Source organism: Streptomyces sp. CS113, from assembly GCF_002188365.1.
Lineage (GTDB): Bacteria > Actinomycetota > Actinomycetes > Streptomycetales > Streptomycetaceae > Streptomyces > Streptomyces tendae.
This window is the reverse complement of record NZ_KZ195574.1, coordinates 4,853,052-4,864,165: the sequence shown is the minus strand read 5'-3', so window position 1 is coordinate 4,864,165 and position 11,114 is coordinate 4,853,052. Positions and strand designations below refer to the sequence as shown.

Annotated in this window: 11 protein-coding genes and 1 pseudogene; 5 read left to right on the top strand and 7 right to left on the bottom strand. The window is 72.2% G+C overall.

The genetic code is table 11. The features are described 5' to 3' along the window. Positions 1 to 36: 36 nt before the first annotated feature. Positions 37 to 1,155, top strand: a complete 1,119-nt coding sequence (gene serC / locus B9W62_RS21750) for a phosphoserine transaminase (protein WP_087808738.1) — start codon at positions 37 to 39, stop codon at positions 1,153 to 1,155. A 179-nt stretch (positions 1,156 to 1,334) separates the two neighbouring features. Further along, positions 1,335 to 2,534, top strand: a complete 1,200-nt coding sequence (locus tag B9W62_RS21745; RefSeq protein WP_087808737.1) for a methyltransferase — start codon at positions 1,335 to 1,337, stop codon at positions 2,532 to 2,534. Positions 2,535 to 2,558: 24 nt separating this feature from the next. Here B9W62_RS21745 and B9W62_RS21740 read toward each other — a convergent pair whose 3' ends face one another. The 5 genes from B9W62_RS21740 to B9W62_RS21720 all read right to left on the bottom strand — a co-directional run bounded on the left by B9W62_RS21740 (position 2,559) and on the right by B9W62_RS21720 (position 6,977). Next, on the bottom strand, positions 2,559 to 3,239 hold the full coding sequence (locus tag B9W62_RS21740; RefSeq protein ID WP_087808736.1) for a response regulator transcription factor: 681 nt from the start codon (positions 3,237 to 3,239) through the stop codon (positions 2,559 to 2,561). Continuing rightward, positions 3,236 to 4,483, bottom strand: a complete 1,248-nt coding sequence (locus B9W62_RS21735; protein WP_087808735.1) for a sensor histidine kinase — start codon at positions 4,481 to 4,483, stop codon at positions 3,236 to 3,238. Before B9W62_RS21735 ends, B9W62_RS21740 begins: the two co-directional genes overlap by 4 nt. A 2-nt stretch (positions 4,484 to 4,485) precedes the next feature. After that, positions 4,486 to 5,022, bottom strand: a complete 537-nt coding sequence (locus B9W62_RS21730) for a hypothetical protein (protein WP_087808734.1) — start codon at positions 5,020 to 5,022, stop codon at positions 4,486 to 4,488. A gap of 123 nt (positions 5,023 to 5,145) precedes the next feature. Beyond that, a complete protein-coding gene (locus B9W62_RS21725) occupies positions 5,146 to 5,982 on the bottom strand; it encodes an ABC transporter permease (RefSeq protein WP_087808733.1) in 837 nt (278 codons plus the stop codon). Next, positions 5,979 to 6,977 carry an ATP-binding cassette domain-containing protein gene (locus B9W62_RS21720; protein ID WP_087808732.1) on the bottom strand — a complete coding sequence of 333 codons (999 nt, stop codon included), beginning with the start codon at positions 6,975 to 6,977 and terminating at the stop codon, positions 5,979 to 5,981. Before B9W62_RS21720 ends, B9W62_RS21725 begins: the two co-directional genes overlap by 4 nt. A 95-nt stretch (positions 6,978 to 7,072) precedes the next feature. On the opposite strand from B9W62_RS21720, the gene B9W62_RS21715 reads away from it, so the two are divergent. Continuing rightward, positions 7,073 to 7,912, top strand: a complete 840-nt coding sequence (locus tag B9W62_RS21715) for a TetR/AcrR family transcriptional regulator (RefSeq protein ID WP_087808731.1) — start codon at positions 7,073 to 7,075, stop codon at positions 7,910 to 7,912. Here the strand turns inward: B9W62_RS21715 and B9W62_RS21710 are convergent. Next, a complete protein-coding gene (locus tag B9W62_RS21710) occupies positions 7,886 to 8,872 on the bottom strand; it encodes a WD40 repeat domain-containing protein (protein ID WP_179235599.1) in 987 nt (328 codons plus the stop codon). The two genes, B9W62_RS21715 and B9W62_RS21710, sit on opposite strands and share 27 nt — an antisense overlap. Positions 8,873 to 8,984: 112 nt before the next feature. On the opposite strand from B9W62_RS21710, the gene B9W62_RS21705 reads away from it, so the two are divergent. After that, a complete protein-coding gene (locus tag B9W62_RS21705) occupies positions 8,985 to 9,665 on the top strand; it encodes a GDSL-type esterase/lipase family protein (RefSeq protein ID WP_087812017.1) in 681 nt (226 codons plus the stop codon). Here the strand turns inward: B9W62_RS21705 and B9W62_RS21700 are convergent. Beyond that, positions 9,647 to 10,410 (bottom strand): annotated as a pseudogene (locus tag B9W62_RS21700) (aminoglycoside adenylyltransferase family protein). The gene B9W62_RS21705 and the pseudogene B9W62_RS21700 overlap by 19 nt on opposite strands. Positions 10,411 to 10,500: 90 nt before the next feature. Here B9W62_RS21700 and B9W62_RS21695 point away from each other — a divergent pair. After that, positions 10,501 to 11,088, top strand: coding sequence for a Uma2 family endonuclease (locus B9W62_RS21695; protein ID WP_087808729.1), 588 nt, complete (start codon positions 10,501 to 10,503; stop codon positions 11,086 to 11,088). Positions 11,089 to 11,114: the final 26 nt, after the last annotated feature.

Genomic DNA, 11,114 nt, shown 5'->3' with positions numbered 1-11,114 from the left:
TTCGCCCGGTTTGGCCGACGGGATACCCTCCGGCACGTGGCTGAGATCCAGATTCCTGCTGACATGAAGCCCGCGGACGGTCGTTTCGGCGCGGGTCCCTCCAAGGTGCGGGTGGAGGCGCTGGACGCCCTGGCCGCCACCGGTACGTCCCTGCTCGGCACCTCCCACCGCCAGGCGCCCGTCAAGAACCTGGTCGGCAAGGTCCGTGAGGGCATCCGCGAGCTGTTCCGGCTCCCCGACGGCTACGAGGTGATCCTCGGCAACGGCGGCTCCACCGCGTTCTGGGACGTCGCGACGCACGGCCTGATCGAGAACAAGTCGCAGCACCTGAGCTTCGGCGAGTTCTCCTCCAAGTTCGCCAAGGCCGCGAAGCTCGCCCCGTGGCTGGCCGAGCCGACCGTGGTCTCCGCCGACCCGGGCACCCACCCCGAGGCGCGCGCCGAGGCCGGCGTGGACGTCTACGGCCTCACGCACAACGAGACCTCGACCGGTGTCGCCATGCCGATCAAGCGCGTGGCCGGTGCCGACGAGGGCGCCCTCGTCCTGGTCGACGCGACGTCGGGGGCGGGCGGCCTCCCGGTGGACATCGCCGAGACCGACGTCTACTACTTCGCCCCGCAGAAGTCCTTCGCCTCCGACGGCGGCCTGTGGATCGGCGTGTTCTCCCCGGCCGCGATCGAGCGCGCCGAGCGCGTGCACGCGTCCGGCCGCCACGTCCCGGAGTTCTTCTCGCTCCCCACGGCGATCGACAACTCCCGCAAGAACCAGACGTACAACACCCCGGCGCTGGCCACCCTGTTCCTCCTCGGCGAGCAGCTGGACTGGATGAACGGCCAGGGCGGCCTGGACTTCACCACGGCCCGCACCAAGGACTCCTCGTCCCGCCTGTACACGTGGGCCGACGAGTCCAAGTACGCCACCCCGTTCGTCTCGGACCCGGCCAAGCGCTCGCAGGTCATCGGCACGATCGACTTCTCCGACGACATCGACGCCGCCGCCGTCGCCAAGGTGCTGCGCGCCAACGGCATCGTCGACACCGAGCCGTACCGCAAGCTCGGCCGCAACCAGCTCCGCGTCGCGATGTTCCCGGCGATCGACCCGGCGGACGTCGAGGCACTCACCAAGTGCGTCGACCACGTCATCGAGAAGCTGTAACCGTCCCACCGGCTCGACGACGAAGGGCGCCCGGCGGATCATCCGCCGGGCGCCCTTCGCGTATCCGCAGGCTTTGGTCGGCGACCCGCACCACAGGCCCCGCCCGGCGACGCGCACCGGCCGTGGACAGCACCGCGCCGCTTGAAGCTGACACCGTGTGAGGACCTAGCGTTGCCGTCGTGGACGACGACGGGACGTGGTGGACAGTGGGCGAACTGGCGCTCGCGTCCGGGGTGTCGGTGCGGGTGCTGCGGCACTGGGACGCCCTGGGGGTGGTGTGTCCCGAGCGTACGCCGAGCGGCCATCGCCGTTACGGCCCCGCACACGTCACGCGTCTCTACCGGGCGCTGGCCTTGCGTCGGACCGGTCTGGAGCTTCGCCGGATCGCCGCGTTGCTGGACCACGAGGATCCGGACCCGGCGGCGACCCTGCGTGCCCACCTCGACGACGTCGAGGAGGACCTCGAACGGCGAAGCCGGCTCCGCGACCGGCTCGTGGCGGCGCTCGGGAGCCCGGAACCGGACCAATTGATGAAGGTGATCGAGAACATGACGATGTTCGAGCAGTATGTGCACGGCTACCGTCCCGAGGAGAGCACGCGTCTCGCGGACCAGGCGGACGCCCTGGTCGAACTGCTCCACGGCGGCACCCGCTTCCGGCCCGGCGAACGGGTCCTGGAGATGGGGTGCGGCGTAGGTGCCCAGACCACCACCCTGGCGTCGCGGAGCCCGCACGCGCACTTCGTGTCCTGCGACATCGCCCCGGACTCGCTGGAGTCGGCCTCGCGTCGCGTCGCCGCCGCGGGGCTGACGAACGTCGAGTTCGCCGCGAAGAACGTGTTCGACCTCCCCGAACCAGAGGGAGGGTTCGCCGAGGCGTCCTTCGACCACGTCTTCGTGTGCTTCCTGCTCGAGCACCTGCCCGCTCCGGTCGACGCGCTGGAACGGCTGCGGCGCCTCGTCCGGCCCGGCGGCACGATCACGGTCATCGAGGGCGACCACGGATCGGCCTACTTCCATCCGGACGACGAAGCCGCGCGCGCGGCCATCGCGTGCCAGGTGACCCTGCAACGCCACGCCGGCGGCGACGCCCTCGTCGGCCGGCGGCTCTTCCCCCTGCTGCACGAGGCGGACTGGTCGGACATCACCGTCACCCCTCGCACCGTCTATGTCGACGGCAGCCGGCCCGAACTGGCCGACAGCTTCACCAGACGCACCTTCACCGCGATGATCTCCGGTGTCCGGGAGCCCGCCGTCGCGGCGGAGCTGATCGATCCGGCCACCTTCGACGCGGGCATCGCCGCCCTGCGGCGTACGGCCGAACCCGACGGGGTGTTCTGCTACACGTTCTTCAAGGCGGTCGCCCACCGCCGGACCTGACCGCGGCTCACGCGGATACGTTTCTCAGGCCAGCCCCGCCGCGATGGCGCGCCGTACCGCGTCGGCGCGGTCGCGGATGTGGGTCTTGGCGAACAGGTTGTTGATGTGGGTCTTGACCGTGGCCTCGCTGATGTAGAGCCGCTCGGCGATGCCGCGGTTGGACAGGCCCTGGCCGATCAGGGTGAGGACCTCGCGTTCGCGGGGGGTGAGGTCGTCCGGCAGGGGCTGCCCGGCCGTCCCGCCGGGGGCGGGCGCCGCCTTCGCCCTGGCCGTGGCGAGCAGGCGGTCCTGGACCTCGCGGTCGAGGACGGACTGGCCCGCGCCGGCGGCCCGGATGGCCCGGGTGATGTCCTGGCGTCCCGCGTTCTTGGTGAGGTAGCCGCGGGCTCCCGCGCCGAGCGCGCCCAGGATCGACTCGTCGTCGGCGAAGGTGGTCAGGACGACCACCGCCACCTCCGGGTGCTCCTCGGTCAGGCGGCGGGTGGTCTCGATGCCGTCCATCACCGGCATCCGCAGGTCCATCAGCACCACGTCGACGGGGCCCGCCGCCACCGCCGCCAGCACCTCGCCGCCGTCCGCGGCCGCCGCGACGACCTCGATGTCCGGGGCCAGCCCGAGCACCGCGGCGAGCGGCTCCCGCACGGCGGCCTGGTCGTCGGCGACGATCACCCTCAACCGCGCCGGTCCCTCAGTCGGTTCGCTCATCCCGGAATCACCGCTTCCACCTGCCAGCCGCCCTGGTCCTGCCCCTCGGTGACCGGCCCCACGCTGACGCTCCCGCCCAGCAGGGCGACGCGCTCGCGCATGCCGATCAGCCCCATCCCGCTGCCCGCGCCCGGGGTCACCGCACGGGTGGCGGGCCGGTTGCGGACCCTCAGTGTGATCGACGCGGCGGTGAACGCCAGCTCCACCTCGGCCCGTGCGCCGGGAGCGTGCCGGGCCGCGTTGGTCAGGGCCTCCTGGGCGATCCGCAGGAGGCCCTGGGTCACCTGGGCCGACGGCTCGCGGACGGTGCCCGTGACCGTCACGGCGTCGCGGTGGCCCGCGGATTCGGCCATCGCCGTCAGGCTCTCCAGCAGCGGCAGCGCGTCCTCGCGCAACGCGTGCACGGTCCACTGCGCCTGCTTCAGACTCTCCTTGACCAGGCCGTGGGCCTTGGCGGTGGCCTCCCTGACCTTGTCCAGGTCACCGGTGTCGAGCAGCGCGTCGGCCAGCTCCAGCTGCATGTTGATCCCGGCGAGGGAGTGCGCCAGGACGTCGTGCACGTCCCGGGCGATCCGGCCGCGCTCGGTGAGGACGGCGGTGCGGGCCTCGGCGCGGGCGGCGCGTTCCGCCGCCTCGGCGGCCGAGAGTGCCGACCGTACGGCCCGGCGCTGGGTGCGGTTGAGGATGCCGACCACCACCGGGACGCCGGTAGTGAGGCCGAGCAGCCAGGGCAGCTCCGGGTCTCCCGGACCGAGGTGGAAGTGGAGGACGGCGGCGCAGAGCAGGGAGCACGCCGCCGCGAGGGTGAGGGCCCGCCCGGTGTCGAGGCGGTATCCGATGTGCCCGGCGAGGAAGTAGGCGAACAGGTAGCTCGTACCGCTGTCGCTGACGCCGATCAGGGCCGCCGCCGCGGCGATGCCGAGGGCGAGCCAGGTGAGCGCCAGACGCGGGGGGACCCGGTGCTCGGGGACGGCCCGCGCGAGCAGTGCCGCGGAGTTGAGCACGAAGAGGACGGTCACCGCCAGGCCCTGGCCGCTGAATCCCATGGGCCGGATCGTCAGCGCTCCCACGGCGACCACCGCGAGGCTCAGGCCCCACTGCACCCGCGGATCCTGACCGGGGACCGGCCGCGGGTCCTGACCGGGGACCGGCCGCGGGTCCTGACCGGGGACCGGTCGCGGGTCCGCCCCCGGGGACGGGGGCGGAGGGAACTCGGTGGCGGACACCGGCCGAACATAGCGCACGGTCAGGCCGTACGGTCGAGGACGGGCGCGGCGGGAGCCCCGGCGACGGCCCCGGCCCGGGCCCGGCTGCGTACGTAGATCGTGCCCACCCGCGTGACCACCTCGGTGACCGCCATCAGCACGAACGCCGTCACCCAGGCCTGGTCGCCCGTGATGTGGTGGGCGATGCTGAAGCGGGCGACGTCGTCGGCACCGCCGCCGTGCTCGACCCAGACCTGGAAGCCCATGCGGGCGCCCATGCCCAGCACCCACAGGATCGCCGACACGGCACCGGCCTTGATCATGAGCTGCCCGCCGAGCGCCCTGATCCGGGTGTAGACACCGCCCGCGACGCCGAGCGCCGCGCCCACGGCCGTCAGGGCCCCGATCAGCACCAGGTCGTTGCCGCCGGTCGGGACGGAGTCCAGGTAGGAGTACGCCACGAAGGCCACGATCCCCAGCGGGATCAGGAACGTCTTGCGGTCGAGCCGGTCTTCTCGCAGCTGCCGGAAGACGACCAGGACGAGGGCGATGTCGGTGATCCACTCAGTCGTTGTCATGCCCTCAAGGCTGCTCCGACCAGGCGCTCAGCACCTGGACCCATGGGTGGAGCCGGGGGTGGAGATCTCCCGGTTCCCCGGTCTCCACCCCCGCTCTTCACCCCGGCCCCGCCCAGCCGCCGACTACCGGCCCAGCCGCTGGAACCTCCGCACCGCCAGCGGCAGGAAGACCGCCGTCAGGATCACCGGCCACACGCCCGCCATCAGCAGCGCGTGCTGCTCGACCCACGAGTCGCCGCCGCCGACCGGCGTGCCGAACAGGTCGCGGGCGGCCGCCGCCGTGGACGAGATCGGGTTCCACGCGGCCACCCAGCCCAGCCAGTCGGGCATGAGCTGCGGGGCGACGAAGATGCTGGAGATCATCGTCAGCGGGAAGGCCACGGCGAACAGGCCGCCCGCCGCCTCCGGGTTGGGGACCAGCAGGCCCAGCCACACGCCGATCCAGATCAGCGCGAACCGCAGCCACAGCAGCAGTCCGAACGCGGCCAGGAAGCCCCAGCCGCCGTCCGGACGCCAGCCCATGGCCATCGCAGTCAGCATCATGATGGCCAACTCCGCGCAGGCGACGACCAGATCGGTCACCCCGCGCCCCGCGACCACCGCCGAGGACGACATCGGCATGGAGCGGAACCGGTCGATGACCCCCTTCGTGGAGTCGTACACCACCACGGTCGCGGTGTTGATGAAGCCGAACGCCATGGTCATCGCGAACATGCCCGGCATCAGGAAGTCCTTGTAGTCCCCGCCGCCGGGCACGGTCATCGCGCTGCCGAAGACATAGCCGTAGAGGAGGACGGACAGGATCGGGAAGCCCAGCTGCCAGGCGATGTTGACGGGCTGGCGCTGGTAGTGGGTCAGGCCGCGGCGGACGATGTTGCCGCAGTCGGCGAGCAGCCAGTACAGCCTCCCGCGCTCGCGCGGGGCCGTCGCCGGGTCGGCGTGCAGGTCGAGGGCGCTCATGCCGCCACCGCCTCCTTCGCCGGGCTCTGCGCGTCCCGCGCGTCCTCCGCGCCCGTACGGTGGCCGGTCAGGCGCAGGAACACGTCGTCGAGGCTCGGCCTGCGCAGTCCGATGTCCTCCACGGCGACGCCCTCGTCCTGGAGGGTGCGCGCCACCTCGGTCAGGGCCGCCACCCGGTCGGTGACCGGGGCGTGCACGCGCAGCGCCTCGTCCTGGACCTCGGGTTCGCCCTTGCAGACCCGGGCGACCGTCTTCACCACCCGCGGGATCTCGGTCCGGTCCGCGACCACGACCTCGATCCGGTCGCCGCCGACCAGGTTCTTCAGCCCGTCCGGGGTGTCGTCGGCGATGGCCCGGCCCCGGTCGATGACGGTGATGCGGGAGGCGAGCTTGTCGGCCTCCTCCAGGTACTGCGTGGTCAGCAGGACCGTCGTGCCGCCCGCCACCAGCGCCCGGACCGACTCCCAGACCTCGCCGCGGCTGCGCGGGTCGAGGCCCGTCGTCGGCTCGTCCAGGAACAGCACGGACGGGGCGAGGATCATCGACGCGGCGAGGTCGAGGCGGCGCCGCATGCCGCCGCTGTACTTGCCCACGCCCCGGTCGGCGGCGTCGGTCAGGTCGAACCGCTCCAGCAGCTCGACCGCGCGGGCCCGGGCCCGCCTGCCGCCCAGGTGGAACAGGCGGCCGAACATCTCCAGGTTCTGCCGGCCGGTGAGCACCTCGTCCACGGCCGCGTACTGGCCGGTGAGGCCGATCCGCGCCCGCACCTCACGGGCCTGCCGGGCGAGGTCGAGGCCCGCCACCTCGGCCCGTCCGCCGTCCAGCCGGATCAGCGTGGACAGGATGCGCACGGCCGTGGTCTTGCCCGCGCCGTTCGGCCCCAGCAGGCCGTGCACGGTGCCCTCGCGGACGGCCAGGTCGAAGCCGTCCAGGGCGCGTTTGTCGCCGTACCTCTTCTCCAGCCCCTCGGCCCGTACCGCGTACGTGTCGCTCATGGGTCCCAGCCCCCTTTCCCTTCCCAACTGAGTACACCGTACCCGATTGCGCGTACGCCGTACCCAGTTTTCCGGCGCGGACTTAAACTGACCCCATGGCGAGCGGCACGGACACCAGCGGCAGCGGCGACATCGGCCGCACCCTCGACCTGTTGTGGGACACCGGCCGGCGCCCCAGCCGGGGCCCGAGGCCGGGCCTGACGCTGGAGCGGATCGTGGAGGCCGCCGTCGAGGTCGCGGACCGGGACGGTCTCGGCGCCGTCTCGATGCGCCGGATCGCCACCGAGCTGGGCACCGGCACGATGTCCCTGTACCGCTACGTCCCGGGCAAGGGCGAGCTGCTCGACCTGATGCTGGACCGCGTGCAGCGCCCGTCCGAGAACCCCGCCGACCTCGGCGACGGCGGCTGGCGTGCGGCGCTGGAGGGCCTCGGCCACGCCACGCTCGCCCTCTACCGCCGCCACACCTGGCTGCTGGAGGTCAACCAGTCCCGCCCGATCCTCGGCCCGGCCGCCCTGGACGGCATGGAGAGGGTGCTCGCCCGGATCAAGCCGATGGGCCTGACCGACCCCGAGCTGGTCTCGGTGATCGTCATGGTCGACGGGTACGTCGTCGGGGCCGCCCGCACGCAGGTGTACGAGCGGGAGGCCGAGCGCAGCTCCGGACTGACGGACGCGGAGTTCTGGCAGGCCCAGGAGCCGGCGCTGGTGAAGGCCATGAGCAGCGGGCGCTACCCCGTGCTGTCCTCCCTCTCCGAGGACGCCTTCGGCACCGGCTTCGACCACTTCGAGTTCGGGCTCCAGCGCATCCTGGACGGGCTGGAGGTACTGGTGACCGCACGCCGGGCCGCCGACGCCCAAGCCACCGACGCCCGGGCCGCGGGGGACGCCCCCGCCCCGGCGGACGACTCAGCGGCGGCGGAAGACCCGGCGTAGGCCGAGCAGGGCCGCGAGCGCGACGAGCAGCCCGACCGCGCCGACCTTGAGCGTGGTCCCGCCCGGGCCGTCGGACCCGTCGGAGCCCCCGCCCGAGGCGTCGGAACCGCCGCCGGAACCGCCGCCCTTGCCCGGCACGTCCTCCGCCTTCACGGGGCTGTTCGCCCCCTCCATGCCGAGCAGCAGCTTCTTGCCGTCGATGGTGTAGGTGGCGGACTCGCCCTGCCCCAGGGGCACGCTGATCCGGTCCTGGCGCTGGATCTTCCCGCCGTTCCAGTCGTACCAGATGCCCCCGAGATAGCCGCGCACGGCGAGCTGCTCGCCGTCCGGGGAGAACGCGGCGTCCGTCGCCCACAGGTCCACGGGCACGGTGGGCTTGAAGACGTTGGCGCCGGAGGACGACAGCTTCGCCGGGCCCTCGTACAGGTGCCCGCCGTCCTCGTGCTTGTCGATGAGGTAGACCCGGCCAGTCTTCGGGTGGACCAGCATCGACTCGGCGTCGCGCGAACCGTCGGCGTACTTCACCACGTACTGCGTCGCCTTGACGGTCTGGTCCTTCAGCTCGGTCGGCTCGGGCAGCTCGTAGATCCACACGTACGGCCAGGTCACGCCGTCGTTGTCGCCGATGTCGCCGACGAAGATCTTGTTGCCGGGCCCGATGGCGATCGCCTCGACGTCCCGGGGCGTGCCGACGCCGGACAGCGCGACGCGGGCGACGGTCTCGCCGGTGGCGCCGTCCACGGCGTAGAGGTAGGGCCCGGTGTCCTGGTCGTTGTGCGTCCAGTAGACGCCGGGGTGCAGGCGGGACGCGGCGAGGCCGCTGGACTCGGTGATGCGCGGGTCCTTGATCGTGAACCCGTCGCTCCCGGCGGGCGCGTCGCCCCCGTCCGCCGCTGAGGCGGGCACGGCGAACGCGCCCACGAGAAGGGCCGAGGCGAGGAGGGCGAAGGGTCGGCGCATGCGCCAAGCCTGCCATCCCGCGCGGGCGTTCACGTCGCCGGTCACCCCGTCGGTCACCCTGCGTGGTCGGGCTCACATCGCGCCGGTCGGGCCGATCGTCCATGATGAGCGGATGCTCAGGTTCATGTTCGTCGGTGACTCCATGACGATCGGAAGCGCCGGCGAACACACGTGGCGCTACCGGCTGTGGCAGCACCTGCGCGACTCCTACGGCCGCCCCTTCACCTTCGTCGGCCCGCGCGAGAGCCTCCACGACCAGGTGACGGACGCACCCACCTCGTACGCCTACGCCGAGCCCGACTTCCCCCGCGCCCACCTGGCCGGCTGGGGCGAGGGCTGGCACCACATGGCCCCGCTGATCGAGGAGACGGTGCGGGCCTGCCGAGCGGACGTCCTCCTGGTCTCGCTGGGCCTGATCGACCTGGGCTTCTACACCAACGCCGAGCAGACCAACGACAACGTCCGCGTCTTCGTGGCGAACGCGCGCTCGGCCAACCCACGCGTGCGCGTGGCCGTGATGCCGGTGCTGCACAACATCCGGGTGGACGCGGACGACACCTTCGCCGAGCAGGTCGCCCACTTCAACGAACTCCTCGCCAAGACCCTCACCGACCTCGACGACCCGCGCTCCCCTCTGCTGTTCGTCCCGTCGCCGGCGGCGTACGACTTCCACACGGACACCTACGACGGCACGCACCCCAACGGGAGCGGCGAGCACCGGATCGCGGAGGCGTTCGCGGCGGCGATGGACGAGGAGTGGGGGCTGGGCGGGCCCTACTCCCCCGCCGCGTAGGCCGCCCGGATCTCCCGGACCAGCCGGCCGGCGCAGGACCGCACGGCCCGGCCGTTCCAGTTCTCCGTCTCGTGCCCGAGGTAGACGGCGCGCGCGTGGGCAAGCGGCGGCCGGTACGGGGCGGGCAGCCGCCCCAGGGCCCAGTCCGCCGCCGCGTCCTTGGACCGGATGTCACCGGTGACGAGCGTGCTCCAGACCCGCGCGAGGGTGAGCAGCACGTTGCGCGTGTCCGACTCCAGCCGGCCAGCAGCTCCGGCACCCCGGCGGCGATCGCCCGGCGCAGGTCGCCGAGCGGCACGGGATCGAGCAGGGTCGCGGACGGCGGGCCGTACAGCGGGGCGTCGGCGCGCAGCACCATGGTCAGGAGCGGGGCGAGGTCGGGGTCGTCCTCCGGCTCCGGGACGGTGCCGCGTTCGTAGGCGTCGCGCAGCCACTCGCCGTACAGGTACTCCCGGCGGGGCGGGTACCGCCAGGGCCGGACCTCGTCCCGCACGACGGCGATCAGCTCGACGGGACGCCCTTCACCGCCGGACACCCCGAGCAACTCCCTGGTGATCCCTTCGCGTTGCCCGTAGGTCGTCGGACGCGCCAGGACGACGAGGAGATCGAGGTCGCTGTACGGGCGCAGCCCGCCGAGGGTGGCCGAGCCGTGCGCGTAGACGCCGAGCACGTCGCCGTCCTCGTCGAGGTGACGCCGGACGAGGGCGACGAGGTGATCGGTGCGGTCCCGGTCCCGCTCTGGCATATGCGCGTCCTCCCGTGCCCTGGTCGCCGTGCGTATCGTTGTACCGCGCGGCTGCTCCCGCCCGTGGGACAGCCGGGCAGGAGCGCCACGATGACCGTCCTTGACGACAGGATCGACATGGCCGACGCCAACACCAAGCGCTTGGACGAGTGGTTCGAGCGGCTGGAGCGGATGCCCGTCCCCGAAGGATTCAGGGTCGAGATCGTCGAGGGCAACGTTCATATGACACCGCAGCGGGACACGCATTGGGCGATCATCTTCCGCATCGCACGAGCCGTCGACGACAAGTTCGGCAAGGACGTCAAGATCTTCTCGGACGTTCGCATCGACTTCCCCGGCCATGAGAACGGCTTCTGCCCGGACGTCGCCAAACTTCGCGACGGAGCGGAGCCGGACGGAACGGGCCACTGGCGCTACCAGGATGTCGAGTTCGTGGCCGAGGTCATCTCCCAGGGCACCGCCGTCAACGACTACGGCCCCAAAAAGCTCGCCTACGCCGCAGCCGAGGTCCCCCTCTACCTCATCGCCGACCCCTACCAGGGGCGCTGCCACGTCTTCTCACAGCCTAAGGACGGGGACTACACGGCCGAGTTCCGGCTCGCCTTCGGGCAGGACCTGGACCTCACCGACACCGTCCTCGGCCTCACGCTCCCCACCGCGGACTTCCCCCGCGACTGACCGGACCTGCCCGCTTGCCTGGAGCG

Excerpts from the sequence above, each read along its gene's own strand:
- B9W62_RS21705 (WP_087812017.1), top strand. The coding sequence starts at position 8,985 with ATGCTCAGGTTCATGTTCGTCGGTGACTCCATGACGATCGGAAGCGCC.
- B9W62_RS21740 (WP_087808736.1), bottom strand. The coding sequence starts at position 3,239 with ATGAGCGAACCGACTGAGGGACCGGCGCGGTTGAGGGTGATCGTCGCC.
- B9W62_RS21710 (WP_179235599.1), bottom strand. The coding sequence starts at position 8,872 with ATGCGCCGACCCTTCGCCCTCCTCGCCTCGGCCCTTCTCGTGGGCGCG.
- B9W62_RS21720 (WP_087808732.1), bottom strand. The coding sequence starts at position 6,977 with ATGAGCGACACGTACGCGGTACGGGCCGAGGGGCTGGAGAAGAGGTAC.
- B9W62_RS21695 (WP_087808729.1), top strand. The coding sequence starts at position 10,501 with ATGACCGTCCTTGACGACAGGATCGACATGGCCGACGCCAACACCAAG.
- B9W62_RS21730 (WP_087808734.1), bottom strand. The coding sequence starts at position 5,022 with ATGACAACGACTGAGTGGATCACCGACATCGCCCTCGTCCTGGTCGTC.
- B9W62_RS21715 (WP_087808731.1), top strand. The coding sequence starts at position 7,073 with ATGGCGAGCGGCACGGACACCAGCGGCAGCGGCGACATCGGCCGCACC.
- B9W62_RS21725 (WP_087808733.1), bottom strand. The coding sequence starts at position 5,982 with ATGAGCGCCCTCGACCTGCACGCCGACCCGGCGACGGCCCCGCGCGAG.